General features: G+C 75.0%; 26 protein-coding genes. 19 read left to right on the plus strand and 7 right to left on the minus strand.

The annotated features are described in order from the left end of the window. The first annotated feature begins 16 nt into the window (after positions 1 to 16). From ACQEVU_RS27030 to ACQEVU_RS27045, 4 genes are read left to right on the plus strand one after another with little or no spacing between them, the layout of a single operon-like run. Entirely contained in the window at positions 17 to 952 is a 936-nt protein-coding gene (locus ACQEVU_RS27030) for a LysR family transcriptional regulator (protein WP_433328230.1), read from the plus strand. A gap of 34 nt (positions 953 to 986) precedes the next feature. Beyond that, on the plus strand, positions 987 to 3,746 hold the full coding sequence (locus tag ACQEVU_RS27035; protein ID WP_433328232.1) for an ATP-binding protein: 2,760 nt from the start codon (positions 987 to 989) through the stop codon (positions 3,744 to 3,746). Positions 3,747 to 3,781: 35 nt separating this feature from the next. Next, on the plus strand, positions 3,782 to 4,573 hold the full coding sequence (locus ACQEVU_RS27040) for an alpha/beta hydrolase (RefSeq protein WP_433328234.1): 792 nt from the start codon (positions 3,782 to 3,784) through the stop codon (positions 4,571 to 4,573). Beyond that, a complete protein-coding gene (locus tag ACQEVU_RS27045; RefSeq protein WP_433328236.1) occupies positions 4,570 to 5,358 on the plus strand; it encodes an SDR family NAD(P)-dependent oxidoreductase in 789 nt (262 codons plus the stop codon). The genes ACQEVU_RS27040 and ACQEVU_RS27045 overlap by 4 nt, the downstream gene beginning before the upstream one ends. A gap of 4 nt (positions 5,359 to 5,362) precedes the next feature. Here ACQEVU_RS27045 and ACQEVU_RS27050 read toward each other — a convergent pair whose 3' ends face one another. From ACQEVU_RS27050 to ACQEVU_RS27060, 3 genes are read right to left on the minus strand one after another with little or no spacing between them, the layout of a single operon-like run. Then, positions 5,363 to 6,481, minus strand: coding sequence for a hypothetical protein (locus ACQEVU_RS27050; protein WP_433328238.1), 1,119 nt, complete (start codon positions 6,479 to 6,481; stop codon positions 5,363 to 5,365). Next, on the minus strand, positions 6,478 to 7,143 hold the full coding sequence (locus ACQEVU_RS27055; protein ID WP_433328240.1) for an alpha/beta hydrolase: 666 nt from the start codon (positions 7,141 to 7,143) through the stop codon (positions 6,478 to 6,480). The genes ACQEVU_RS27050 and ACQEVU_RS27055 overlap by 4 nt, the downstream gene beginning before the upstream one ends. A 9-nt stretch (positions 7,144 to 7,152) precedes the next feature. Then, positions 7,153 to 8,088, minus strand: coding sequence for an MFS transporter (locus tag ACQEVU_RS27060; protein ID WP_433328242.1), 936 nt, complete (start codon positions 8,086 to 8,088; stop codon positions 7,153 to 7,155). Here ACQEVU_RS27060 and ACQEVU_RS27065 point away from each other — a divergent pair. Continuing rightward, positions 8,063 to 8,959, plus strand: coding sequence for a GlxA family transcriptional regulator (locus tag ACQEVU_RS27065; RefSeq protein WP_433328244.1), 897 nt, complete (start codon positions 8,063 to 8,065; stop codon positions 8,957 to 8,959). The genes ACQEVU_RS27060 and ACQEVU_RS27065 overlap by 26 nt on opposite strands. On the opposite strand, the gene ACQEVU_RS27070 is transcribed toward ACQEVU_RS27065, so the two are convergent. The 3 genes from ACQEVU_RS27070 to ACQEVU_RS27080 form a co-directional block, all read right to left on the minus strand. Further along, a complete protein-coding gene (locus ACQEVU_RS27070) occupies positions 8,932 to 9,315 on the minus strand; it encodes a tetratricopeptide repeat protein (RefSeq protein WP_433328246.1) in 384 nt (127 codons plus the stop codon). The two genes, ACQEVU_RS27065 and ACQEVU_RS27070, sit on opposite strands and share 28 nt — an antisense overlap. 461 nt (positions 9,316 to 9,776) lie before the next feature. After that, entirely contained in the window at positions 9,777 to 10,316 is a 540-nt protein-coding gene (locus tag ACQEVU_RS27075; RefSeq protein WP_433328248.1) for a hypothetical protein, read from the minus strand. Further along, complete coding sequence (locus ACQEVU_RS27080; RefSeq protein ID WP_433328250.1) at positions 10,313 to 11,236, minus strand: LysR family transcriptional regulator; 924 nt, start codon at positions 11,234 to 11,236, stop codon at positions 10,313 to 10,315. Before ACQEVU_RS27080 ends, ACQEVU_RS27075 begins: the two co-directional genes overlap by 4 nt. Positions 11,237 to 11,368: 132 nt before the next feature. Between ACQEVU_RS27080 and ACQEVU_RS27085 the strand changes: the two genes are divergently transcribed. From ACQEVU_RS27085 to ACQEVU_RS27130, 10 genes are read left to right on the plus strand one after another with little or no spacing between them, the layout of a single operon-like run. Beyond that, entirely contained in the window at positions 11,369 to 12,742 is a 1,374-nt protein-coding gene (locus tag ACQEVU_RS27085) for an LLM class flavin-dependent oxidoreductase (protein ID WP_433328252.1), read from the plus strand. 15 nt (positions 12,743 to 12,757) lie between these two features. Beyond that, complete coding sequence (locus tag ACQEVU_RS27090) at positions 12,758 to 14,143, plus strand: LLM class flavin-dependent oxidoreductase (RefSeq protein ID WP_433328254.1); 1,386 nt, start codon at positions 12,758 to 12,760, stop codon at positions 14,141 to 14,143. Between the two features lie 12 nt (positions 14,144 to 14,155). Next, positions 14,156 to 15,781, plus strand: a complete 1,626-nt coding sequence (locus ACQEVU_RS27095) for an ABC transporter substrate-binding protein (protein WP_433328256.1) — start codon at positions 14,156 to 14,158, stop codon at positions 15,779 to 15,781. Positions 15,782 to 15,788: 7 nt separating this feature from the next. After that, complete coding sequence (locus ACQEVU_RS27100) at positions 15,789 to 16,721, plus strand: ABC transporter permease (RefSeq protein WP_433328258.1); 933 nt, start codon at positions 15,789 to 15,791, stop codon at positions 16,719 to 16,721. After that, on the plus strand, positions 16,718 to 17,533 hold the full coding sequence (locus ACQEVU_RS27105) for an ABC transporter permease (protein WP_433328260.1): 816 nt from the start codon (positions 16,718 to 16,720) through the stop codon (positions 17,531 to 17,533). The genes ACQEVU_RS27100 and ACQEVU_RS27105 overlap by 4 nt, the downstream gene beginning before the upstream one ends. Next, positions 17,530 to 19,185 (plus strand): dipeptide ABC transporter ATP-binding protein, encoded by a 1,656-nt coding sequence (locus tag ACQEVU_RS27110; RefSeq protein WP_433328262.1) that lies wholly within the window; start codon positions 17,530 to 17,532, stop codon positions 19,183 to 19,185. The genes ACQEVU_RS27105 and ACQEVU_RS27110 overlap by 4 nt, the downstream gene beginning before the upstream one ends. Beyond that, positions 19,182 to 20,300 carry an acyl-CoA dehydrogenase family protein gene (locus tag ACQEVU_RS27115; protein ID WP_433328264.1) on the plus strand — a complete coding sequence of 373 codons (1,119 nt, stop codon included), beginning with the start codon at positions 19,182 to 19,184 and terminating at the stop codon, positions 20,298 to 20,300. The genes ACQEVU_RS27110 and ACQEVU_RS27115 overlap by 4 nt, the downstream gene beginning before the upstream one ends. Continuing rightward, positions 20,297 to 21,466, plus strand: a complete 1,170-nt coding sequence (locus ACQEVU_RS27120; RefSeq protein WP_433328266.1) for an SfnB family sulfur acquisition oxidoreductase — start codon at positions 20,297 to 20,299, stop codon at positions 21,464 to 21,466. Before ACQEVU_RS27115 ends, ACQEVU_RS27120 begins: the two co-directional genes overlap by 4 nt. After that, on the plus strand, positions 21,466 to 22,623 hold the full coding sequence (locus ACQEVU_RS27125; RefSeq protein WP_433328268.1) for an LLM class flavin-dependent oxidoreductase: 1,158 nt from the start codon (positions 21,466 to 21,468) through the stop codon (positions 22,621 to 22,623). Before ACQEVU_RS27120 ends, ACQEVU_RS27125 begins: the two co-directional genes overlap by 1 nt. After that, positions 22,620 to 23,129, plus strand: a complete 510-nt coding sequence (locus tag ACQEVU_RS27130) for a flavin reductase family protein (RefSeq protein WP_433328270.1) — start codon at positions 22,620 to 22,622, stop codon at positions 23,127 to 23,129. The genes ACQEVU_RS27125 and ACQEVU_RS27130 overlap by 4 nt, the downstream gene beginning before the upstream one ends. Here ACQEVU_RS27130 and ACQEVU_RS27135 read toward each other — a convergent pair. Further along, on the minus strand, positions 23,117 to 23,953 hold the full coding sequence (locus ACQEVU_RS27135; protein WP_433335102.1) for a glycosyltransferase: 837 nt from the start codon (positions 23,951 to 23,953) through the stop codon (positions 23,117 to 23,119). The genes ACQEVU_RS27130 and ACQEVU_RS27135 overlap by 13 nt on opposite strands. 24 nt (positions 23,954 to 23,977) lie before the next feature. On the opposite strand from ACQEVU_RS27135, the gene ACQEVU_RS27140 reads away from it, so the two are divergent. The 4 genes from ACQEVU_RS27140 to ACQEVU_RS27155 are packed head-to-tail and all read left to right on the plus strand — an operon-like array spanning position 23,978 to position 25,792. Continuing rightward, entirely contained in the window at positions 23,978 to 24,910 is a 933-nt protein-coding gene (locus ACQEVU_RS27140) for a 2-oxo acid dehydrogenase subunit E2 (RefSeq protein ID WP_433328272.1), read from the plus strand. A 9-nt stretch (positions 24,911 to 24,919) separates the two neighbouring features. Then, positions 24,920 to 25,342: a hypothetical protein gene (locus tag ACQEVU_RS27145; protein ID WP_433328274.1), complete on the plus strand. Its 423-nt coding sequence runs from the start codon at positions 24,920 to 24,922 to the stop codon at positions 25,340 to 25,342. Beyond that, positions 25,339 to 25,569, plus strand: coding sequence for a hypothetical protein (locus ACQEVU_RS27150; protein ID WP_433328276.1), 231 nt, complete (start codon positions 25,339 to 25,341; stop codon positions 25,567 to 25,569). Before ACQEVU_RS27145 ends, ACQEVU_RS27150 begins: the two co-directional genes overlap by 4 nt. Further along, positions 25,556 to 25,792: a hypothetical protein gene (locus tag ACQEVU_RS27155; RefSeq protein WP_433328278.1), complete on the plus strand. Its 237-nt coding sequence runs from the start codon at positions 25,556 to 25,558 to the stop codon at positions 25,790 to 25,792. Before ACQEVU_RS27150 ends, ACQEVU_RS27155 begins: the two co-directional genes overlap by 14 nt. The last annotated feature ends 2 nt before the right edge of the window (positions 25,793 to 25,794 follow it).

Here is a 25,794-nt window from a genome sequence, read left to right on the forward strand (position 1 = left end):
GATACCATGACTGATTGTGCCCCTGAGCGCGAAGATGCCCGACCTGCCGTCGCTGGAGCTGCTGCTCGCGATCGCGCGCACCGGCAGCCTGAGCGCGGCCGGGCGCGACCTCGGCCTCACCCAGCAGGCCGTCTCCGCGCGCCTGGCCGGCCTCGAGGCGCGCATCGGCGTGCGCCTGGCGGTGCGCACCACCCGGGGCGCCACCCTCACGTCCGCCGGGACGGTCCTCGCCGGCTGGGCCGATCGCCTGCTGGAGGCCGCCCGCGAGGTCGACGCCGGCATCGCGTCGCTGCGCGCCGACACCCGCGGCCGGATGCGGATCGCCGCCAGCCTCACCGTCGCCGAGCAGCTGCTGCCGGCGTGGCTGGTCACCCTGCAGGCCGACGCCCGCCACCGCGGCCAGGAGCCGCTGCACGTCGTGCTGCACGCCACCAACAGCAACCAGGTCATCGACCAGGTCCGCGCCGGCGACGCCGACCTCGGCTTCGTCGAGGGCTTCGCCGCCCCGCGCGGCCTGCGCAGCCGGGTCGTCGCCCGCGACGAGCTGGTCCTCGTCGTGCTGCCCGAGCACCGGTGGGCCCGCCGCGCCGCCGCCGTCGACGCCGAGGAGCTCTGCGACACGCCGCTGGTGTCCCGCGAGGTCGGCTCCGGCACCCGCGAGTTCCTGGCCACCGCGCTGCGCCACCGCCTCGGCCCGGACGTCAGCCAGGCGCGGCCCGCGCTGGAGCTGTCCACGACCGCCTCCGTGCGTGCCGCGGTGCTGGCCGGCGCCGGCCCGGCCGTGCTGAGCGAGCTGGCCCTGGCCGACGACATCCGCACCGGCCGCCTGCGCCGCGTCCCCGTCGCCGGGCTCGACCTGCGCCGGGAGCTGCGCGCCGTGTGGACCGGGCCGCGGGTGCCGCCCGCCGGGGCCGTGCGCAGTTTCCTGGCCCACATCGCCGGGGCCCGGTAGACACGGGCCCGTCCGCCCCGGAATGCTCGACGCCGTGGGGACAACGACCGGCCAGCGCCTCGTCGGGCGCGACGGCGAGCTGCAGACCCTGTTCGGGCACCTCGACGGGGTCGGCACCCGGGGCCGGGCCGTCGGGCTGCTCGGCGAGCCCGGCGTCGGCAAGAGCGCCCTGCAGGCCGAGGCCGTGGAGCAGGCGCGGTCGCTCGGGTTCACCGTGCTCACCGCGCGTGGCAGCCAGTCCGAGACGCACCTGCCGTACGCCAGCCTCCACCAGGTGCTGCGGCCCCTGCTGCCGCGGGCCGACCGGCTGCCGGCCATGCAGCGCGAGGCCCTGCTGGCCTGCTTCGCCATGAGCGACCCGCACGAGGTCAACCCGTTCTTCACCTTCCTGGCGGTCCTGGAGCTGCTCGTCGACGCGGCCGGCCAGGCGCCGGTGCTGGTGTGCCTCGACGACCTGCACTGGATGGACCGGCCCTCGATCGACGCCCTGGCCTTCGTCATCCGCCGGGTCGTCAGCGAGCGGGTCGTCGTGCTGTGCACGTCCCGGCCCGAGACGCTGCCGTTCGCCGACGCCCACACGGTCGAGTGGATGGAGCTGGGCGGCATCGACGAGGCGTCGGCGGCCGCGCTGCTGACCGCGCGGGCGCCGGGCCTGTCGCCCACGGTCCGCGAACGGGTCCTGCGCCAGGCCCGCGGCAACCCGCTCGCGCTGCTGGAGTTCGCCACCGCGCTGGAGTCCGGGCGGCACGGCTGGACCGAGCTCGACGAGGACCTGCCGATGACCACGCGGCTGGAGCGGGCGTTCGCCGCGCGGGCCGAGCACCTCGGCCCGGCCGTGCGCGCGATCCTGACCGTCGCCGCGGTCGACGACGGCGACGACATCAACGACGTCCTCGCCGCCGCGCAGATCCTGCACGGCGCGCCGCTGGACCGCGGCGCGGCGCAGCCGGCGTTCGAGCACGGGCTGCTGACCGTGGCCGGCGAGCGGTGCCGCATCGCCCACCCGCTGGTCGGTTCGGCCCTGCGCCAGGCCATGCCGCCGGTCGAGCGGCAGCAGGCGCACGAGGCCCTCGCCGTCGTCCTGGTCGCCCACCCGGACCGCGCGGTGTGGCACCGCGCGGCGGCCGTGTCCGGCCGCGACGAGCGCGTCGCCGCCGAGCTGGAACAGGCGGCCGACAACGCCCAGCGCCGCGGCGCCGTCGCCTCGGCCGCCGCCTGGCTGGAGCGGGCGGCCGCGCTGAGCCCCGACCCGCAGGCCCAGGCCGCCCGCCTGCTCAGCGCGGCCGAGCTCGGCTACCAGCTGGGCCGGTTCGACCAGGTCGAGCAGATCAAGACCCAGGTCGCCGGCATGACGCTGCGGCCGCGGGACCGGTCCCGGCTGACGTGGCTGGAGGGCGTCTTCCACGACGGCTCCACCGGCGAGCCGGCGGAGGTCCGCCGCCTGGTCGACATGGCACGGCACGCCACCGCCGGGCAGGACCTCGAGCTGGCCATGCAGCTGCTGGTCGGCGCGGCCCGGCGGGTCTGGTGGCGCGACCCCGGCGAGGCGCTGCGCCACGAGGTCGTGCTGGCCGCCCGGCAGGTCGGCGTCGCCGCGCACGACCCGCGCCTGCTGGCCATCTACGCGCTGGCCGAGTCCACCGAGCAGGCACCGGTGGTCATCGAGCAGCTCGCGCGATGGCCCGCCGACGCCGGCGGGCGGGCCGACCTGGCCGGCCTGCTGGGCATCGCCGCGTTCTGCACCGGCGACTTCCGCCGGGCCGTCGCGTTCCTGTCCACGCCCGTGCAGGAGCTGCGCACCCAGGGCCGCATGAGCCTGCTCGCCGAGGCGCTGGCGATCCGGGCCTGGGGCGAGATCTACCTCGGGGTCTTCGACGCGGCGAGCTCGGCCGACGAGGCCATGCGGCTCGCCGACGAGACGGGCCAGTCGCTGTGGGCGGCGACCGCGCGCATCGCCGTGGCGCTCATCGACGCGGTGGGCCGGGGCTGGGACACCCGCCACGACCTGCTCGCCGAGGCCGAGCACGTGGCCCGGCGCACCCCGAACGCCGCGTCGTCGCTGCTGGCCGGCGTGCAGCTGGCCCGCGGCATCGCCGAGCTGGGCGCCGACCGGCACGAACAGGCGCACGCCGAGCTGCGCCGCGTGTTCCAGCCCGCCGACCCGGCCTTCCAGCGCATGCAGCAGGTGTGGACGATCAGCTACCTCGCCGACGCCGCGGTGCGCACCGGCCGCCGCGCCGAGGCCCGGTCGGTGCTGGGCGCCATGGAGCAGCTCGCGGGCGGCTCCCCGGCGATGGGGTCGATCATCGCCCTGGAGTACTCTCGGGCGGTCCTGGCCGACCGCGCGTCGGCCGAGCCGCTGTTCCGGGCCGCGCTGCACGGCGCCGCCGGCCACCTGCCCTGGCACCGGGCCCGGGTCGAGCTGGCCTACGGCTCGTGGCTGCGCCGGCAGCGGCGCGTCGTGGAGTCCCGCGACCCGCTGCGGGCGGCGCGCGGCGCCTTCGACGCCGTCGGCGCGCGCACCTGGGCGCAGCGAGCCGACCAGGAGCTGCGCGCGACCGGCGAGCGCGGGTGGCAGCCGACGTCAAACCCGCGCGAGCTGCTGTCGCCGCAGGAGGCCCAGATCGCCGAGCTGGCCGCGCAGGGCCTGTCCAACCGGGAGATCGGCCAGCGGTTGTTCCTGTCACATCGGACGGTCAGCTCGCACCTGTACCGGATGTTCCCGAAGCTCGGCATCACCTCCCGCAACCAGCTCGCCGCCGCGTTGCAGTCAACTGACGCTAGCCGCGACTGAAGCCGGCCGGTCCGGCGCCGTCCTACCGTGCTCGCGTGACCATCCCCGTGCTCTTCATCCACGGCCTCTGGCTGCACGCCTCGTCCTGGGACCCGTGGGTACAGCTGTTCCGCGACGCCGGCTACGACCCGCAGGCCCCGGGCTGGCCCGGCGACGGCGACACGGTCGAGTCGTCGCGCGCCAACCCCGACGCGATCGGCGACCACGGCATCGACGACGTGGTGGACCACTTCGCGGCCGTCATCGAGCGGCTGCCGTCGGCGCCGATCCTCATCGGGCACTCGTTCGGCGGCATGATCGCCCAGAAGCTGCTCGGCCAGGACCGGGCCCGCGCGGCCATCGCGATCGACGCCGCGCAGATCAAGGGTGTACTCCCAGTGCCGCTCTCGGCGCTGCGGGCCACGCTGCCGGTGTTCAAGAACCCGGCGAACCTGCACCGGGCGGTGTCGCTGACCGCGGAGCAGTTCCGGTTCGCCTTCACCAACACCGTGTCGGAGGAGGAGTCGGACGAGCTCTTCCAGCGCTGGAGCATCCCGGCGCCGGGCAAGCCGCTGTTCGAGGCGGCGACGGCGAACTTCAACCCGCACTCCCCGGCCAAGGTCGACACCGAGAACCAGAACCGCGGGCCCCTGCTGCTGATCGCCAGCGGCAAGGACCACACCGTGCCCGAGTCCGTGACCCGGGCGACCCTCAAGCAGTACCGCCACTCCGAGGCCGTCACCGACATCCTGACGTTCCCCGGCAAGGCGCACTCGCTGACGATCGACTCCGGGTGGCGCGAGGTGGCCGACGCCTGCCTGACCTGGCTGAAGGACCAGTCGCTGTGAACCTCGGCCTCGCCGGCCGGACGGCGGTGGTGACCGGCGCCGGCCGGGGCATCGGGCTCGCGGTGGCGCAGGCCCTGGTCGAGGAGGGCGTCCGCGTCGCCGCGGGCGCCCGCCACGGCTCGGCCGAGCTCAGCGCGCTCGCCGAGCGGGGCGAGATGAGCATCGTCCTGGACGACCTCACGACCGCGGCCGGCTGCCAGGCGCTCGTCGACGAGGCGGTGGCCCGCTTCGGCGGCATCGACCTGCTCGTCAACAACGTCGGCGGCGTGCATCCGCGCACCCGGGGCTTCCTCGAGGTGTCCGACGAGGACTGGCAGTGGGCGCTGGAGGCCAACCTCTTCTCGGCCGTCCGCGCGACGCGGGCGGCCGTCCCGCACCTGCTGCGCCGCGCCCCGTCGGCCATCGTCACCGTGTGCTCGGTGAACGCCGCGCTGCCGGACCCCGGCGTCATCGACTACAGCGCGGCCAAGGCGGCGCTGCGCAGCTTCTGCAAGTCGCTGTCGAAGGAGCTGGGACCGGCCGGGGTGCGGGTCAACACCGTCAGCCCGGGCCCGGTCGAGACCGACCTGTGGCTGGGCCCCGGCGGCGTGGCCGAGACCGTCGGCCGGGCGCAGGGCCTCGACCCGGCCGCGGTGCGGGCGGCCGCGGTCGCCGGCATCCCGACGGCCCGGTTCAGCCGCCCGTCCGAGGTCGCCCAGGTCGTGCTGCTGCTGGCGTCCGAGACCGCCGGCAACATCACCGGCGCCGACGTGCTGATCGACGGCGGCATGGTCAGCACCGTCTGACGCCTCAGGCGGCGAGCGTCGCCAGGTCGAGGCTGTGCCACACGCCGGCCGGGCGGGCCCCGGCCGACCACCACAGCGTGTGGTCGTCGGCCATGACCTGGTCGACGCCGTCGGCGACCGTCACCAGGCGGCCCGTCGCGACGTCGAACAGCGCGAGCCGGCGCGCCGAGTCGAACGCGCCGCTCGTGCCGGCCTCGGTCACCGCCGCGAAGCGGTCCAGCAGCGCGACCGCCGGCACGGCCGCGAACGTGCCCGTACCGCCGACCCGGCGACGGCCCGTGCCGTCCGGGCGCATGACGTCGTAGCTGGTGTCGCCGCCCGTACCGGCGCTGATCGATGAGCGGCACCAGGACGGCCCGCAGTCGACTGTCTCGGCCGGGGAGCGCACGACCGTGACGCGCTGCCCGGTCTCGAGGTTGCGCAGCTCGTGCCGGCCGCCGCCCTGCCGGACGTTCGCCGCCGTCTGCAGCCAGGGCCAGGCCGACAGCTCGTAGGCGCCGTCCACCGGCTCGACCGTCACCGCGCCGCCGGTCACCGGCACCGAGCGGACCTGCGTGTCCCGGCCGTCCGGGGTGGCCGCGGCCCAGTACACCCGGTCGCCGTGGACGACCAGGTCGTGCTCGGCGCCGAGAAACTCGGCGTCGCCGGTGTCGGCGCTCAGCGGTACCGCCGCCGAATCCCCGTCGATCGAGGCCCGCCACAGGCGGTGGGTGAGCGGCTCGGTCGTGGTGGCCGTCGACTCGACCCAGAGGACGCTCGACCCGGCACGGGCGAACGCGGTGAAGCGCGGGAACCGGGACTGCGCCACCCGCTGCAGCTCGCGCACCCGCGAGCCGGTGCGCAGGACGACGCGCTGGGCGGTGCCGTCCGGGGTGGGCGCGACGCCGACCTGGGTCGTCGCGTCGACGTACAGGCCGGGGATGAACGGCGCGCCGTCGGGCAGCGCGCCGGGGCTGTCGGTGACCAGGGCGGCCGGGAAGGCCTTGCGCAGCGAGAGCTGGGGCGGTCCGGGCGGCGCGGGCGGGGCCGGGCGCGCGGGCCCGCTGAAGACCAGCCATCCGCCGACGAGCAGCGCGACGACCATCGCGCTCGCGCGGATCGCGGTGCCGCGGGTGGCCGTCACCGCGGCGCTGCTGCCGCGGCGAGTCCGGTGATCGCGGTGGCCACCGCCGCCGGGTCGACCAGCTGGTGCAGGTGGCCGCCGGGCAGGTGCACGACGGGCCAGCCGCGGTCCCGGGCGTCGGCGGCGCGGTCGGCGTAGGGGGCGCTGAACCGGATGTACCCGCGGACGAGCGCTTCCCAGCCGGGCGGGTTCGGCACCGGATGCTCGTAGTAGCTCAGCGGCAGCCGCGGCTGCTCGTCCGGGAGCATCCGGGCGATGTCGTCCGCGCCCCACCAGTCCGTCCAGCGCGGCAGCAGGCCGTCCTCGGCCATGGCCCGCAGCTGGGTGAGGCGCTGCGGGGTGGCCGGGTGCGTCGGGCCGGTGCGGGCCGGCAGCGCCGCCTCGACGAACACGACCGCGGCCGGGGTCCGCGGCAGGTCCCGCACCAGCACCGGTACGAACAGGCCGGCGCTGCTGTGCACGACCAGCACCACCGGCCGATCGGGCGGCAGCGCGGCCGCCCCCTCGGCGGCCGCGCGCACGATCCGCGGCCAGAACGGCGGGCCGCCGGCGCCGATGTCCGCCAGCGACGGCACGGCGGCCGTCTCCAGCCGGTCGGCGACGCCCGCCCAGGTGCGCGGGCCGACCAGGGGGCTGTGCACGAGGAGGTACCCGAACGCCATCCCCCGACCCTACGGCGCCGCCCGGCGCAGGTCGCGGACCGGCCGCACGAGCAGCAGCACGGCGACCACCCCGGCCGTGACGGCGGTCGCGACCAGCAGCAGGTCGCGGGGCGCCACGACGGCGGAGACCGGGCCGACCAGCGCCTGGCCCGCCGCGATGCCGCAGACGGAGCCCGCGACCTCGTACGCCGTGACCCGGTTGAGCACCTCCGGCGGGACGAGCGTCTGCACGCTCGTCGACCACATCACCGACCAGAACGCCCACGCCGCCCCGCCGGCGACGTGCCCGGCGACGAGGACGGGCAGCGGCGGCTCCAGCGCGACCGACAGCGGGATCGCCACCCAGCCGGCGAGGACGACCGCGCCGGCGGCGAGCGGCCGGGCCGGGCGGAACCGGATGGCGACGAGGCCGCCGATCACGGTGCCGGTGCCGAGGCCGGCCATCATCCAGCCGTACGCCGCGTCGCCGAGCCGGGCGCCGACGAGCTGAGACGACAGGGGGATGTACGGGCCGAAGACGAACAGGCCGAAGCCCATCCAGATGAGGATCACCCCCCACTCCCACGTGCGGGAGCGGAACTCCACCCAGCCGCGGCGGAGGTCCGTGAACACCGTCGAGGCCGGCTTCGCGTCCCTGGTGAGCGTGCGCCGGATCAGCCCCAGGCACACGCCGCTGACCAGGAAGGTGACGGCGTCGAACGCGTACACCGCGCCGGCGCTGGTCGCCGCCATCAGCAGGCCGGCCAGGACGGGCCCGGCGAGCTGCGTGAGCGCGTCGGCGACCTTGAGCGTGCCGTTGGCCCGCTGCGGGTCGCGGGCCACGAGCGGCACCATGCCGTTGACGCCCGGCTGGAACATGGCGGCGGCGGTGCCCGCCAGCGCCGAGGCGAGCAGCAGCAGCCACATCGGCGGGACGCCGGTGAAGAACGCGACGGTCTTCGGCAACCACGGCCCGGAGATCCCGCAGCAGTACGACTTCCGGCTGTGCACCGAGCATCCGGGCCCGATCCCGACCACCCTGGGCACCGACATCGTCGTCGCGGACGACCTCTCGGCCCTGTCCGACGCCGACACGGTCCTGATCGCCGGCTGGTGCCCCGGCCCCGACTTCTCGGCCGCCCTCGGCTCGGCGGTGCGGGCGGCGTACGACCGCGGCGCCCGCATCGTCGGCGTCTTCGGCGGCGTGTACGTCCCGGCCGCCCTCGGCCTGCTCGACGGCCGCCGGGCCGCGGCACACTGGGAGTGCACGGACGACCTGGCCCGCCGCTATCCGCGGGTCAATGCGGACGGCTCGGTGCTGTACATCGACCACGGCGACGTGGCCACCGCCGGCGCCTCGGCCACGGCCGTCGACCTGTGCCTCAACCAGGTCCGCCGCCAGCACGGCGCGGCCCTGGCGATGCGGATCGGCCGCCAGCTGTCGGCCGCGCCGCCGCGGGAGGGCTGCCAGCGCCAGGGCCCGGCCCCGACCGCCCTCGGCCCGGCGCCCGACTCCCTCGCCCCGCTGCTGGACTGGGCGATCGCCAACCTGGACCGCCCCCTGACCCTGCGGGACATGGCGAACCGCTCGGGCCTGTCGGCGCGGACGCTGAACCGGCACTTCCTGGAGCAGCTCGGCATCTCGCCGGGCCGGTGGCTGCTGGACCAGCGGATCGCGTGGACGCGGGCGCTGCTGGAGGAGACGGACCTGCCGGTCGAGACGATCGCGACGCGAGTCGGCCTGTCGTCGGCGGTGAACCTGCGCCGCCGCTTCCGCAACGCGTTGTCGACCACCCCCGCCGCGTACCGTCACTCGTTCCGCTCCCCCGCCGCCTGATCGCATTCGTCGAGGATCGCGATGAGGCGCCGGTGACTGTCGGCGTCCAGGAGCTGCGCGAGCGCATCGTCGAACACGGCGTCGCCCAGGCCCGCGCGAAGCTCAGCCAGGCGCCGGAGGTCGGGTGTGGCTTCGCGCGCGCTGAAGGCGAGACGGATGGCGGCGGCCCGGAGATGGAACTCGATGGCTTGGACGGGCCGCCCCGCCTCGGAGCGAAGGATGCCGAGCCGGCCGAGGGCCGCCGCCTGTCCGGTTTGCGTGCCGAGCCGCTCGAAGATGGCAAGCGCCCGCCGATGGGACTCGCGCGAAGCGCGGGCGGCGTTCCGCCTCGGCGGGGTCGCCGCGGTCGCCGGCAAGGATGCCGAGGCGGCCGTTGGCCCTGGCGATGCCGGCCGGGTCGCCGACCTGCTCGTGGAGGGCCAGCGCCAGCCGATAGCGATGCTCGATGGCGCCCGGAATCGGCTCCAGGCGGTCGAGGTGCTCGCGCAGCAGGACGTCGTCGGCCGCCAGGGTGACGGTGTCGGCCATCGCCGCGTCCAGGGTGCGGTCCTGCGCCAGCCAGGTCGCGGTTTCCTCGGCGCCGAGGCGAGCGCTGACCGCGTCCGTAAGCCGATCGGTGATGTCATCGAACCGGCCCCGGCCGTCGCCGAGCAACGCATCCAGGTATTCGAGGGAGCGGGGGTGGCCGCCGACGACCCGCCATACCTGGTCGGTCGCCTCCGGGGTGGTCGCGTTGCGGTCGACGTGCGGCAGGGACCACAGCAGCTTCGCGGTCTCCGCCGCCGTCAGGGGACCCACCGGCACAGCCAGCAGGCGCTCATTCGGAATCGTGCTCGTGGTCCAGCAACGAGCCGCCGCCGGTTTCGGGCGAGGCGATCGCCACCACGATCCGCAAGGGGCCGGGCAGCCGGTCGGGCGCGGGACCGGTACTGCGGCGGTAGACCACCACCAGCGGGTGCAGCGCCAGCGGCTCGCCGCAGATCGGGTCGGGCAGCGCCTCCCAGGGCAGGTCGGCCCGGCCGGGCGCGTCGATCCCGATCCGCAGCGGCGCGTGGGCGCCGATCGCCCGCTCGAGCAGGCCCCGCAGCGCCGCCGAGACGGGGTCGGGCAGGAAGGACTCGGCGAGCAGCTCCCCGGCGCGGCGCAGCGACACCAGGCCCGGCTTCGGGTCCTGATCCGGCTCGACGTCGCGTGACGCCAGGGCGCTGCGGCGGCTCCGCTCGAGGCGGACGTCGTACAGCGCGTTGCGCAAACCAGGCTTCACGCCGCCGTGCGGAGCCGTCACGTCCACGCCCGCGCCCGCCAGGGGGACGGCCGGGCCGGACACGATCAGCGACACGTCGAGCGGTGGCCTCATATCCGGTACTGACGGACGGGCTCGCGGCGTGGTGCGGCGCGCTCGCGGAGCAGGGACAGCATGTCGCGCACGGCCGGTGGGACGCGGTGCTGGCGGCGGTGCAGCGCGGCCATCGTGACGACCGTGGTGTCGCCGGCCAGCGGGCGGGTCACGATCAGGCCCGCGCGCTCGAGCGGGTCGCCCAGCACGCTGTAGTCGGGCAGGACGGTCAGGCCGATGCCCTCGGCGACCATGAGTTTGCCCATCTCCGCACCATCGGTGGAGTGCCACTGCGCCGGGAGGTCCGAGCCGAAGAGCCGGTGCGCGAAACGGTACATCAGGTAGCCCGCCCGCATCGCCACGAACCGCTCGCCGCGCAGGTCGTCGGCGGAGACCTCGGGGCGGGCGGCGAGGGGGTGGCCGGCGGGCAGGACCACCGCGGGGCGGCCGGCGAGCAGCGGCGTGGGCTCGAGGGCCGGCGGGACGTCGTCGCCGTCCAGGAGGTTGACCAGGCCCAGGTCCAGGGTGCCGTCGAGCAGCGACGCGTGGATCTCGTCCTGCTGCAGGTTGCGCACCTCGACCACGGCGCGGCGGTGCTCGGCCTGGAAGGCGCGGACCGCCGGCAGGACCAGCGCGGCGGTGCCGGCGTTGACCGTGCCGATGCGCAGCAGGCGCCGGGTGGCCAGCTGGTCGCCGGCGGCGGCCTTGAGGCGCTCGACCGACTCGAGGACGTCGACGATCGGCTGGAGCAGCTCGCGGCCGGCGAGGCTGATCCGCGCGCCGGAGCGGTGCCGCTCCAGCAGCGTCACGCCGAGCTCGGCCTCGAGCTTGCGGATGGCCTCGCTCAGCGCCGGCTGTGACACGTGCAGCTGTTCGCTCGCGCGGCGCAGGGAGCCGTAGCGGGTCACCGCCGCCAGGTACTCGAGCTGTTCGATGCGCACCGAGACTCCCATGAGAGGCAAAAACTGGCAGGGGATCGACAACGCCTTCCAACCGAGGTCTTGCGAGGCGATACCCTACTAACCCTATAGTTTTTACCGACAAAGATCCAGTGCCCGCCGGGGAGAGCTCACGTGTCGCAACGACCTCTGCACTTCGCCGCGTTCGTGATGAACACGGCCGGTCACATCATTCAGGGCACGTGGCGGCGGCCGACGGCGCGCCAGGCCGACTTCAACCGGCTCGACCTGTGGGTGGACCTCGCGCGGACGCTCGAGCGGGGCGGGTTCGACGCGATCTTCTTCGCCGACGTCGTCGGGCTGTACGCGCCCTACCGCGGCGACGAGCGCAAGTACGTCGAGGCGGGGCTGCAGGTGCCGAGCAACGACCCGTCGGTGCTCGCCGGCGCCATCGCCTACGCGACCGAGCACCTCGGCATCGCGTTCACCGCGTCGATCCTGCAGGAGCACCCGTTCAACTTCGCCCGGCGGATCTCCACCCTCGACCACGCCAGCCAGGGCCGCATCGCCTGGAACATCGTCACGAACTACCTGCCCAACGCCTCGCGCAACTTCGGGCTGGACGGGCTGACGAAGCACGACGAACGCTACGCGTGGGCCGACGAGTACGTCGACGTCACCTACAAGCTGTGGGAGGGCTCCTGGGACGAGGACGCGCTCGTCCAGGATCGCGAGACCGGCGTGCACGCGGACTACGACAGGATCCACCGGATCCACCACGAAGGCCCGCGGTACCGCGTCGAAGGCCCCCACCTCGTCAGCCCGTCGCCGCAGCGCACGCCGCTGCTCTTCCAGGCCGGCGCGTCGGAGGCGGGCCGGACGTTCGCCGCGCGGAACGCCGAGGCGGTGTTCATCGTCGCGCCCACGGTGGAGGCGGCGGCTCGCGACACCACCGACATCCGGGCCCGGGCCATCCGGCACGGCCGCTCGCCGCACGACCTGAAGTTCTTCCAGGGCCTGCACTTCGTCGTCGGCTCGACCGAGGAGGAGGCGAAGCGCAAGAGCGCCGAGCTCGACGAGTGGATCGACTACGACGCGCAGCTGTCGCACATGTCCGGCGCGGTCGGCATCGACTTCGGGCACGAGGACCTCGACCGGCCGGTCGGCGAGCTGCGCACCGAGGGCGTGCAGTCGATCGTCGGCTGGATCAACGACCTGGTGAAGGACCGGCCGCCGACGCTGCGCGACGTCGCGCACTACACCGCGCACAACGGCCGGGTCACCGGCACGCCCGAGCAGATCGCCGATGCGCTCGAGCGGTGGCGGGCGGCCGGGGTCGACGGGATCAACGTGGTCAACGCCGAGATCCCGGGCAGCTACGAGGAGTTCGTCGACCACGTCGTGCCGGTGCTGCGCGAGCGCGGCCTGGCCCGGCGCGACTACCGGCCGGGGACGCTGCGCAACAAGCTCTTCGGCCGCGGCGACCGGCTGCCCGCCACCCATCCCGCCGCGCGCTACCGCGGCGCGTTCACCGCCGTGCCCGCCTGAAGCCGGAAGCCTGAGATGACCGACAAGAAACGCCTCATCCTCAACCTGTTCGAGATGAACTGCGTCAGCCACATCACCCACGGGCTGTGGCGGCTGCCGGACAACAACCGCGAGCGGTTCAACGACATCGAGTACTGGACGGAACTGGCCCGGCTGCTGGAGGCCGGCGGCTTCGACGCGGTGTTCCTGGCCGACGTGGTCGGCACCTACGACACCTTCCGCGGCTCGGCCGACACCGCGATCCGGCAGGGGCTGCAGATCCCCAACAACGACCCGGCGTCGGTGGTGCCGGCCATGGCGGCCGTCACCCGCCACCTCGGCTTCGGCATCACGTTCTCGACCACCTATGAGCCGCCGTTCGCGTGGGCGCGCCGGCTGAGCACCCTCGACCACCTCACCAAGGGCCGGGTGGGCTGGAACATCGTCACGTCGTACCTGCCCAACGCGGCCCGCAACTTCGGCCACGACGGCGAGGTCGAGCACGACCTGCGCTTCGAGATCGCCGACGAGTACCTCGACGTGCTGTACAAGCTGTGGGAGGGCTCCTGGGACGAGGACGCGATCGTCGCCGACCGGGCGGGCAACGTGTTCGCCGACCCGGCGAAGATCCGCCCGATCCACCACGAGGGCCGCTGGTTCAAGGTGGAGGGGCCGCACCTGCCCTCCCCCAGCCGGCAGCGCACGCCCGTGCTGTTCACGGCGACGGCGAGCGGGGCCGGCACGCGCTTCGCCGGCAAGCACGCCGAGGTCGTGTTCACCGGCGGGCCGGACGCGGCGAGCCTGGGCCGCACCATCGCCGGCATCCGGGCCGCGGCGGTCGAGGCCGGGCGGCGCGCCGACGACGTCCGCTTCGTCACCATGGCCGGGGTCGTCGTGGCCCCGACCGAGGCCGAGGCGCGGGCCAAGCTCGCGCGCTACCAGGAGCTGGCCAGCCCCGACGGGTACCTCGCCCACGCGAGCCTGCCGTGGGACCCCGCCGCCTACCCGCCCGAGACGCTGCTGCGGGACGTCGGGGTCGACAGCGGGCGGGCCGGGCGCTTCCGCTCCGTGGACCCCGAGCAGACCGTCGGGGAGTTCCTCGCCGGCTTCGGGGACCTCAGCCGCCAGCCGCTGCTCGCCGTGGGCAACCCCGAGCAGGTCGCCGACGAGATCGAGCGGTGGCTCGACGAGGTCGGCATCGACGGGATCAACCTGCTGCAGTACCACTCCTACGACACGGCCCGCGACTTCATCGACCTCGTCGTGCCGGTGCTGCGCGAGCGCGGCCGGCTGCGCAAGGAGTACGACGAGCGCGAAACCCTGCGCGAACGCATCTTCGGCGCCGGCGACCGGCTGCCGCAACGGCACTACGGCGCCCGCTACCGAGGCGGCGCGCACCTGCCTCCTTCCCCTGCGAAATAAGGACAAGCCACGATGACCAGACGCTTCCGCGTTGCCCTCGCCACGGCCGCCGTGCTCGCGAGCGGGTCGCTCGCCGCGTGCGGTGGCGCCGCCGCCGAAGCCGGCGGGGCGCCGCAGACCGGCGGCACGATCGTCTACGGCCACGTGCAGGAGCCGCCGTGCATCTTCGGCGGCTGGATCCAGCAGGCGTACATCTCCCGCCAGGTCCTCGACGGGCTGGTGGCCCTCGCCGACGACGACACCGTCCAGCCCTGGCTGGCCACGAAGTGGACGGTGTCGCCCGACGGGTTGACGTACACCTTCACGCTCAAGGAGGGCGTGCAGTTCACCGACGGCACGCCCGTCGACGCCGAGGCCGTGGCCTGGAACTTCGACCTGTGGGAGAACCACAACGGCAACAGCACCGCCAAGGTCTCCATCGACCCGTACTACAAGTCGGCCACCGCGGTCGACGCCACCCACGTCGACATCAACCTGAACAAGCCGTTCCCGCCGCTGCTGCGGCTCATCACGCAGGGGTACTTCGGGATCCAGTCGCCGACCGCGTACAAGAGCCGCTCCACGCAGGAGAACTGCGAGAAGCCGATCGGCTCCGGCGGCTTCACCGTCAAGGAGTGGAAGCACGGCCAGGAGGTCGTGCTGGCCAAGAACACGGCGTACAACTCGTGGCCGGCGACCGCCAAGCACCAGGGCTCGGCGATCGTCGACGAGGTCCGCTGGAAGTTCGTCGCCGACGGCGTGTCCCGCTACGCCTCGCTGAGCACCGGCGAGTCGAACGTCGTCTACGAGGTGCCGACGGTCAGCTGGAAGGACGCCCAGGCGCGGTACCAGACGATCCGCTACATCACGCCCGGCAAGCCGGTGTCGTTCTACATCAACACCAAGACCGGGCCGTTCACGGACAAGCTCGTCCGGCAGGCGTTCGCCTACGGCGCCGACCGCAGGGCCGCGGTCGAGGCCGGCTTCCACGGCGTCATCCCCTACGAGGGCAACCCGGCGGTCAGCCAGGCCACCCCCGGCTACAACGCCGAGGCGGCCAAGGCCTACGCCTACGACCCGGCCAAGGCCGAGCAGCTGCTGGACCAGGCCGGCTGGGCCAAGGGCGCCGACGGCGTGCGGGCCAAGGACGGCAAGCCGCTGACCATCAAGCTGGTCTACGGCGCCGGGTTCATCTTCACTTCCGAGGGCGCCACGGTACTGCAGGTGCTCCAGGAGCAGTGGAAGAAGATCGGCTTCGACGTCAAGCTGATCCCGGCGACCCAGGCGGAGCTGTGGGGCGGCAAGTACTCCGACCCCAGCACGTTCGACGCCACCCCCTCGTACTGGACCAGCCCCAGCCCCTCGATCCTGTGGATCGTCTGGCGCCCCTCGCTGCCGGGCAACCCCAACGGCAGCAACCGGTCCTTCTACAACAACGACACGCTCTCGACGGTGATCCAGCAGGCCAACGCCGAGCCGGACGAGGCGAAGGCCAACGCGCTGTACGGCCAGGCCCAGCAGATCATCCAGGACGACGCCGCGGGCGTGGGGCTGTACACCCAGAACTCCACCTACGCCGTGGCCCGCAACCTCAAGGACGTCTGGCTCGAGAAGAGCCAGGGCGAGCCGGTGTTCTCCGATGCGTACTTCACGAAGTAGGCCGGCGATGAAGGTCCTGCTCAAGCTGGTGAGCGCGGTGGCGGTGATCGTCGCGGCGGCGTCGGTCACCTTCTTCGCCCAGCTGGCCGTGCCCGGCGACCGGGCCACGACCCTGATGAACCTGCAGACCGGCCAGGACCGCAAGTGGACGGACGCGGAGCTGGCCCCGGTCAACGCGCAGTTCGGCTTCAAGGACCCGATCGTCGTGCAGTACCTGCACTACGTCGGCGGCCTGTTCCACGGCGACCTCGGCACCTCGTACACCCAGAAGCGCCCGGTGACCGAGGTGATCGGCGGCCAGCTGCTGCCGAGCCTGACCCTGACGGTGTCGGCGCTGGCCGTCGCCTGGCTCCTGGCGCTGGCCGGGACACTGCTGACCGCCCGGCGCGGTCGGTTCCTGTCCGGCCTCGGGGCCGCCTGGGAGGCGCTCACGGCCAGCCTGCCGCACTACTGGGTCGGCGTCGTGCTGCTCGTCGTCTTCGCCGTGCAGCTGCGGACGTTCCCGATCATCGGGGGCACCAGCGCCTGGGGCAGCGTCCTGCCCGTGCTGACCCTGGCGATCCCCCTGGCCGGCTTCCTCGGGCAGGTGACCCGTGACGAGTTCGAGCAGGTGCTGGCGCAGCCGTTCGTGACCACGGCCCGCACCCGCGGGATGTCCGACCTCGGCGTGCGGCTGCGCCACGTCCTGCGCCACGCCGTGCTCCCGGCGATCACGCTGTCCGGCTGGGCGCTCGGCGCCCTCGTCGCCGGCGCCGTCATCGCCGAGAACATCTTCGGCCGGCCGGGGCTGGGCCAGGTGCTCGTCACCGCGGTCAACACCCGCGACGTGCCCACCGTGTCCGGCATCGTGCTGGTCGTGGCGGCGATCTACGTCGTGGCCAACCTGCTCGTCGACCTGGCCTACGCGATCGTCGACCCGCGGCTGGGGGCCACCCGATGAGCCGGCGGCTGCCGTCCGCGGGGACCCTGGCGGCCGCGCTGGTCGTCGTGCTCATCGCGATCGCGGCGCTCAGCCCGGGCCTGCTCACCGGCCGCGGCCCGACCGAGATCGACCTGCACTCGACGCTGCTGGCGCCGTCGTGGGCGCACCCGTTCGGCACCGACGACGCCGGCCGGGACCTGCTCACCCGGGTCATCTACGGCGCCCGCCAGTCGATGGGCATCGGCGTCGGCGCGACGGCGGTGGCGTTCCTCATCGCCCTCGCGCTCGGCTTCACCGCCGGGCTCGCCGGCGGGGTCGTCGACACCGTCATCACCCGCGTGCTCGAGGTCGCGTTCGCCTTCCCGGCGCTGCTGCTGGCGCTGCTGGTCATCTCGGTCCGCGGCCCGTCGGTCGCCACCGTGATCGCCGCGGTCGGCATCGGGTCCGCGCCCGGCTACGCCCGGATGGTCCGCGGCCAGGTCCTCGCCGTGCGCCAGGCCGGATACATCGAGGCCGCGGCCGCGCTCGGGCACTCCCGGCTCGCCGTCGTGCGACGGCACCTGTTCCCCAACGCCGTGCGGCCCCTCGTCGCCGTCGCCACCCTCGGCATCGGCCAGTCCGTCGTGTGGGCCTCCGGGCTGTCGTTCCTCGGCCTCGGCGTCGCCCCGCCCAGCTCCGAGTGGGGAGCGCTGCTCGACGCCGGCCGCGTGCACATCACCACGTCCTGGTGGCTGGAGATCCTGCCCGGCGTCGTGATCGTCCTGGTGGCCCTCGCCGTGACGTCGCTGGGCCGCAACCTGCAGCACCTACTCGGAGGAGCCGCCCGATGACCACGACTCTCGCTGCGCAACGCGTCGAGCCGGCCGCCGGCCTGGCACTGCTGCAGGTCGAGGGCCTGCGCGTGTCCTTCGGCGGCACCGAGGTCGTCCGCGGTGTCTCGTTCGCCGCGCGCCGCGGGCAGTGCCTCGCCATCGTCGGCGAGTCCGGCTCCGGCAAGAGCGTCACCGCCCGCACCCTCGTCGGCCTCGCCGGCCCGGGCTCGCGGGTCGCCGCCGAGCGCATCGACCTGGACGGCACCGACCTGCGCAGCGCGTCCGAACGGGCCTGGCGCACGGTGCGCGGGCGGCGGATCGGCTTCGTCCTGCAGGACGCCCTGGTCTCCCTCGACCAGCTGCGCCGGGTCGGCGACGAGGTGGCCGAGCCGCTGCGGCTGCACGGCTGGGGCACCCGCGCCGGCCGGGCCGAGCGCGCCGTGGAGCTGCTGCACTCCGTCGGCGTCCCCGAGCCGCGGATGCGCGCCCGGCAGCGGCCCTACGAGCTGTCCGGCGGCCTGCGCCAGCGGGCCCTGATCGCCTCGGCGATCGCGCTGGACCCGCCGCTGCTCATCGCCGACGAGCCGACGACCGCCCTCGACGTCACCGTGCAGGCGCAGGTGCTCGACCTGCTCGCCGCGGCCAAGGCGCGCGGCACGGCGATCATCCTGATCAGCCACGACCTGTCCGTCGTGGCGCGGCTGGCCGACGAGGTCGCCGTCATGCGCGACGGCGAGATCGTCGAGCACGGCCCCGCCGAGCGGGTGCTGCGCGAGCCGAGCCACGAGTACACCCGGATGCTGCTCGACGCGATCCCGTCCGAGCACAGCCGCGACACCAAGCTGAGCCGCCCGGGCGCGGTCCGCACCCGCCGGCCCGTCGACCGGGGCCGGCCCGTGCTCCAGGCGCGGCACCTGACCAAGGTCTTCCGCGGCCCCGACAAGGTCGACCGGACCGTCGTCGACGACGTCTCCTTCGAGCTGTTCGGCGGCGAGACCCTCGGCATCGTCGGCGAGTCCGGATCGGGCAAGACCACCACCGCCCGCATCGCCCTGGCGATCCTGGCCGCCACCGGCGGACGGGTGCTGCTGCGCGGCGAGCCGTGGTCGGCGCTGACCCCGGGCCGGCGGCGGCCGCTGCGACGGCAGGTCGGGGTGGTGTACCAGGACCCGCTGAGCTCCTTCGACCCGCGCTGGACGGTCGGGCGCATCATCGTCGACGCCCTCGCCACCGGCGCCCGGCCGCCGGGCTCGCGGGCCGAGGCGCGCGAGCGGGCCGTGCGCCTGCTCGAGCAGGTCGGCCTGCGCGAGACGCACCTGGCGGCGGCGCCGCTGCGGATGTCGGGCGGGCAGCGGCAGCGGGTGGCGATCGCCCGGGCCCTCGCGCCCGAGCCCTCCGTCGTGGTGTGCGACGAGCCGGTGTCCGCGCTGGACGTGTCGATCCAGGCCCAGGTGCTCGACCTGCTCACCGACCTGCAGGACGAGCTCGGCGTGAGCTACCTGTTCATCTCGCACGACCTCGGCGTGATCCACCACGTCAGCGACCGGATCCTGGTCATGAAGGACGGCCGGGTGGTGGAGCACGGCACCGCCGCCGAGGTCTTCCGCAGCCCGCGGCACGAGTACACGCAGCGGCTGCTGACCGCCGTACCGCGGCTGGGGTCCGCATGAGCTTCGAGCAGGTCTTCGCCCGCATCGCCGAGGGCGCCGTGCAGCGCGAGTCGGACCGCACGCTGCCGCACGAGCCCCTGCAGTGGCTGCGGGAGGCCGGGTTCGGCAAGGTCCGGGTGCCCCGCGAGTACGGCGGGCAGGGGGCGAGCCTCCCCGAGCTCACCGAGCTGCTCATCCGGCTCGGCCGGGCCGACTCGAACCTGCCGCAGCTGCTGCGCGGCCACCTCGGCTTCGTCGAGTCCCGCCTCGCGCACCCGGACCCGCAGGTGCGGGACCGGTGGCTGCGCCGCATCGCCGCCGGGGTCATCGTCGGCAACGCCCAGAGCGAGCGCTCCAGCGCGTCGTGGTGGGCCCCGGAGACGACGCTGCAGAACGGGCGCCTCAACGGCCGCAAGTACTACTCGACCGGCACCCTGTTCGCGGACTGGATCCACACCACCGCGGCCGACGAGGCCGGCGGCATCGTCAACGTGTTCGTGCCCGCGGCGGCGCCCGGCGTGACCCGCCTCGACGACTGGGACGGCTTCGGCCAGCGGCTCACCGGCAGCGGTACCACCATCTTCGAGGACGTGCCGGTCGCCCCGCAGGACGTGGAGCCGGCCGCCAACGCCTCCCTGGCCGCGTTCTTCCAGCTGGTACACCTGGCGACCCTGGCCGGCATCGGGCGGGCCGCGGTCGCCGAGACCGTCGCGTTCGTCAACGGCCGCGCCCGCAACCTGTTCAACCCGGACCTGCCCGCGGCCGCGGACCCGCAGGTGCAGGCCGTCGTCGGCCGGATCGCCGGGGCGTCCTTCGCCGCCGACGCGGCCACCCTGGCCGCCGCCCGGGCGCTCGAGGCGCACGGCGACGACCCCGACGCGGCCGACGCCGCCGTCTTCGCCGCGCAGGGCGCCGTGGCCCGTCTCGTGCTCGGGCTCACCACCGAGCTGTTCGAGGTCGGCGGGGCCTCCGCGACCGCCGGGCGGCGGGGGCTGGACCGGCACTGGCGCAACGCCCGCACCGTGGCCTCGCACAACCCGATCGTCTACCGCGACCGGATCGTCGGGCAGTACCGGCTCGACGGCACCAGCCCGAGCTCGGCGTACCCGCGCCCGCGCCTGGAGGAGGCCGCGTGACCCCCGACGAGGCGCTGGCCCTGGCGGCCGAGTTCGCCGACGCGTTCGCCCGCGACGCCGCCGACCGCGACGCGCGGCGGGTCCTGCCGCTGGCCGAGCTCGACAAGCTCAGCGGCGCCGGGCTGCTGGCCGTCACCGTCCCGGCCGAGTACGGCGGGCCCGGCCTGCCGGTGGCGGTCGTGACCGAGGTGATCCGGCGGCTGTCGACCGGCGACCCGAACATCGGGCAGATTCCGCAGAGCCATTTCGTGTACGTCAACCACCTCCGCCTCCAGGCAACGCACGCCCAGCGGCGGCGCCTGTTCGGCGAGGTGCTCGCCGGGCGGCGGTTCGGCAACGCCCAGTCGGAGGCCGGCACCAGGCACGTGCGCGACATCCGCACCACCCTGACGGCGGCCGGCCCCGGGCGGTGGCGGCTCAACGGCCGCAAGTTCTACGCCACCGGCGCGCTGCTCGCCCACCGCATCCCGGTGCTGGCCCACCTCGGGCCGGACGGGCCGCTGCACGTCGCGTGGGTCGACCGGCACGCCGACGGCCTCGAGGTCGTCGACGACTGGCACGCCCTGGGCCAGCGCACGACCGCCAGCGGCTCGGTGCTGCTGGCCGACGTGGACGTGCCGGACGAGCTCATCACGCCGTACGAGAACACCTTCGACGGGCCGCAGACCTTCGGCGCGTTCGCCCAGCTGCTGCACGCGGCCGTCGACGCCGGCATCGCCCGCGCGGCGCTGGCCGACGCGGCGGGGTTCGTCGTGGCCAGGAGCCGCCCCTACCCCGACGCCGGCGTGGAGCGGGCCGCCGACGACCCGCTCGTCGTGCAGGCGTTCGGCGAGATCGAGCTGGCCGTCCGCGGCGCCGAGGCGCTGCTGGCCGAGGCGGCCCGGGCCGTCGACCGCGCCGACGCCGGCCTGAGCGCCGAGTCGGCGGCCGCCGCCTCGCTCACGGTCGCCGCGGCCCGCGCGGCCACCACCCGGGCGGCGCTGGAGGCGAGCGGCCGGCTGTTCGAGGTGGCCGGCGCCCGCTCCGCCGCCGCCGGGCTCGGCCTGGACCGGCACTGGCGCAACGCGCGCACCCACACCCTGCACGACCCGGCCGCCTGGAAGATCCACCACCTCGGCCGCTGGGCCGTCGAAGGTACCCCGCCCCCAAACCACGGACAGGTGTGATGAGCGAGCTCAAGTTCCACTGGTTCCTGCCCACCAACGGCGGCGACGGCCGGCACGTCGTCGGCGGCGGCCACGGCACCCCGGCCGACGCCGGCGGCCGGCCCGCCTCCGTGGCCTACCTCGGGCAGATCGCCCGCTCGGCCGAGCAGCTCGGCTTCGAGGCGGCCCTGACCCCGACCGGCGCCTGGTGCGAGGACGCCTGGATCACCACCGCGATGCTCGCCTCCGTCTCGGAGCGGCTGAAGTTCCTGGTGGCGTTCCGGCCCGGCCTCACCGCGCCGTTCCTGGCCGCCCAGATGGCCGGCACCTTCCAGAACCTCTCCGGCGGGCGGCTGCTGCTCAACGTCGTCACCGGCGGGGAGAGCCACGAGCAGCGCATGTACGGCGACTTCCTGGACAAGGACGGCCGCTACGAGCGCTGCGGCGAGTTCCTGCAGATCGTCCGGGAGCTGTGGACGGGCCGGCCGGTGACCTTCGACGGCAAGCACTACGCGCTCGAGGACGCCGTCCTGGCCCAGCGGCCCGACCCGGCACCGCAGATCTACTTCGGCGGGTCCTCCCCCGCGGCGCTGGACGTCGCCGCCCGACACGCCGACGTGTACCTCACCTGGGGCGAGCCGCCCGCCGCCGTGGCCGAGAAGGTCCACCGGGTGCGGGAGCTGGCCGAGCGGGAGGGCCGCACCCTCGCCTACGGCCTGCGGGTGCACACCATCGCCCGCGACACCGCGCAGGAGGCGTGGGCCGAGGCGGACCGGCTGCTGGCCGGCATCTCCGCGGAGCAGATCGCCCGCGTCCAGGCCGGGCTGCGCCGCAGCGAGTCCGAGGGGCAGCGGCGGATGCTCGCGCTCAACGGGGGCACCAAGGACGGCCTGGAGGTGTACCCCAACCTGTGGGCCGGCGTCGGCCTGGTCCGCGGCGGCGCCGGGACCGCCCTCGTCGGCAGCCACGAGCAGATCGCCGACCTCATCGAGCAGTACGTGGCCGCGGGGATCACGGAGCTGGTGCTCTCCGGCTACCCGCACCTGGAGGAGGCGTACCGGTTCGGCGAGGGCGTGCTGCCCGAGCTGGCCCGGCGCGGTCTCTGGCGGCACCCCGCGCCCGGCCGGTCGCCGGCGTTCGCCGTCCCGTTCGGGGCGGCACCGAGCAGGGAGGCATGATGACGGTACTGCGGACCAACCAGGACCTCGACGCGACCCGCCTGCGGGAGGTGTTCGGCATCTACCCCAGCGGCGTGGTGGCCGTCGCCGCCGAGGTCGGCGGCGTCCCCGTCGGCCTCGCGGCGAGCTCGTTCACCTCGGTGAGCCTCGACCCGCCGCTGGTGTCGTTCTCCATCGCCAACGCGTCCAAGACGTGGCCGGACCTGCGCCGCTCCGCCCACCTCGGCGTCACGATCCTGGCCGACCACCACTCCGGCGTCGCCCGGCAGCTGGCCGGCGCCGTCGAGCGCCGCTTCGACGGGCTGTCCTTCACGGCGACGCCGGACGGCGCGGTCACCCTCGACGACGGCCTGGCCCAGTTCGACACCACCGTCTACGACGAGGTCCTCGCCGGCGACCACACGATCGTGCTGCTGCGCCTGGTCGCGGTCCGGCGCACCCCGTTGACCGACCCCTCCCCGCTCGTGTTCCACCGCAGCCGCTTCGGCCGGGTTCAGCCCGGCTGACGCCGCAGCACCTGGGCCCGCTGGGCGGGGGCGAGCGCCGCCAGTCGCATCCGGGCCGCGCGCGGCCCGGACACCGCGCGCCCGGCCAGGCCGGCGATCAGGGTGGCGGCGGCCCGCTCGCCGGGCTCGGCGGCCGGGTCGCGCACCGCGGCGTACCGGGCGGGGAGGCCGGTGTCGGCCAGCGCCTCGGCCAGCAGCGCGGCGACCCGCTCGGTGAGCCGCTGCGGCGAGGCGTCCGCCGCGTCGGCCCACCGGGTCAGGCCGTGCGCCGCCAGCCGGGCGGCGTTGTCCGGGCGGTCGGCGCCGTCGGCCAGGATGACCTGCGGCACGCCGGCGGCCAGGGCGGTCGCCGCGGTGCCGATGCCGCCGTGGTGCAGCACCGCGCCGGCCTGCGGGAACGCCGCCGGGAAGGATAGGCGGGGCAGCCAGCGCACGGCGGGCGGGAGCCGGTCGGGCAGCATCGCGCGGTCCGGCGCGACCACGAGCACCGGCCGGCCGGCCCGCACCGCCGCCTCGATCGCGATCGGGTAGAAACGGTCGTGCATGCGCCCCGTGCCGCCGGTGACGAGCACCGGCGGCGGCCCGCCGTCCGCGACGGCAGAACTGTCCGCGATGGCGGGGCCGTGCGCGACGGCGCCGTCGGAGCGGGCGAAGCCGGTCAGGCGCACGCGCGGCGGTGACGGGTCGCCGGCCTCGTCGAACCAGCGCGGCCACGCCCCGACGAGCAGGTCGGGCAGCTCGAACCAGCCCGCCCACCGGTGCATCGGCGCCAGCCCGGACTCGGCGCGGATCGCGTCCAGCTCGGCGCCCAGCCCGTTGCGCACATTGATCAATGCCGCTTTGGTGGTGTGTATCTCGCGGCCGGCGCCGAGTGCGGCGTCGGCGCGGTCGTCGGCCGCATCGGCCCGGACCGGGACCCGCCGGCGGCGCCGTCCACGGCCGCGGCGGCCACGGCCGGCGTGGTGATCACCGAGCCGGCGCGGGCGCTGATGGCCGAGCACGGCATCACCGAGGAGCAGGTGCGCGCGCTCGGCCGGCGCATCGTGCGGGCCGATGCCGTGGCCGAGCTGGCCGGCGCCGCCGGTACCGCCGGCGGCACCGACGACGGCGTCGCCCTGAGCAAGGCCCAGCGCGCCGTCGCCGAGGCGGTCGCGGCCTCCCACCGCGACGTGCCGGCCGCGTTCGCGGCGATGAAGGTGCGCGTCGACGCCGCGCTCGCGCTCGGCCGGGAGCTGACCCGCCGGGAGCGCTGCCTCGTCGGCCTGCCCGAGCTGCTGGTCAAGGCGGTCGCCACGCTGGAGCCGCGGTTCCGGCACTGCTTCGCCGCGCTGGTCGGCGCCGACCGGCTGCGCCTCGCCGAGGCGGCCCACGTCGGCGTCACCATCGACGTCGGCACGGGCCTGCGCGTGCCCGTCGTCCGCGACGCCGCCGCCCGCCCGTGGCGCGAGCTGGCCGGCGAGCTGATGCGGTTCCGGCTCTCGGCGATGCGCGGCGAGGCCGACGGCCGGGACCTGCGCGGCGCCAACATCGTCGTGGCCCTGCACACCGACGACGCCGTCACGTTCGCCGTGCCGATCGTGTTCCCCGGCCAGGTGTGCGCGGTGTCGCTGCCGGCGACCCAGCGGGAGCTCGACCTGGCCGACGACGGCACCGTGACCGCCCGGACGGTGGTGCAGCTGGGCCTGGCGTACGACCACCGGGTCATCAACGGCCGTGAGGCCGTGCTGTTCCTGGCCGCGCTGCGCGAACTGCTGGAGTCGCCGGCGGCGCTCGACACGTAGGCTGGCGCGATGCGCGAGGCGTGGACGCTCACCTGGCCGGAGGTCGACCCGGACCGGCACCCGTTCGACGCGGCCGCGGCGCCGGCAGTGGTGCGCGCCCTGGCGCCCGCCGCCGCCTTTCCGGGCCGCGACGCGACCGCCCGGCGGGCGTGGGCCGACGCGATGGGCTCGGCCATCGTCGGGCACTACGGGCGCTGGGCGAGCGGCTGGCGCTGGGCGGTCGGCGAGGGCGACCTCGACGGCGGCCCGGTCCGCGCCTGGTGCTGCTTCAACCACTCGATCACCACCCCCGAGGCGACGCCCGCCGCCGTCGCCGCCGGCCTCGTGGAGTGGCGCGGCTGGCTGGAGGAGTGCGCGACCGCTTCGCCCGGTTCCTGCCGATCACGGCGGATGTCGCCGGCTCCTGGGAACGCGCGGTCGCCCACCTGGTGACCGTCGTGGTCGAGCGCACCGGCGCCGAGAGCGGCTGGTACACGCACTGCGAACAGGTCCTCGGCTGGTTCCTGTCCGCCGCCGCCATCCCCGCCGACCGGCACGCCACCCTGATCGACGCCGCCATCGGCGGCCGGTTCGAGAGCTGGGTCGAGCCACCGGCGCCGGTCGTCACCGATGTTGCGGAGCGGGTCGCCCGGTCCGTGGTGCGCGATGCCGGAGCCTGACCACCTGCTCGACTGGTGGCGGGTCCGCGCCGCGGTACCGTGGGCGACCGCCTCCACCCCGGTCACCGGCCCGATCGGCGGCCACCGCGACGGGTTCCTGGATTACGCGCGCACGGACGAGCTCCGGCGTGCCCTGGGCATGGCGGCCGCGGCCACCGAGCTCACGTTCGACGCATGCTGGTGCCCCGCCGCGCCGACGACGAGCCGGGCACACGCGACCTGATC

It is taken from the genome of Dactylosporangium sp. CA-139066, from assembly GCF_050936175.1.
Taxonomy (GTDB): domain Bacteria; phylum Actinomycetota; class Actinomycetes; order Mycobacteriales; family Micromonosporaceae; genus Dactylosporangium.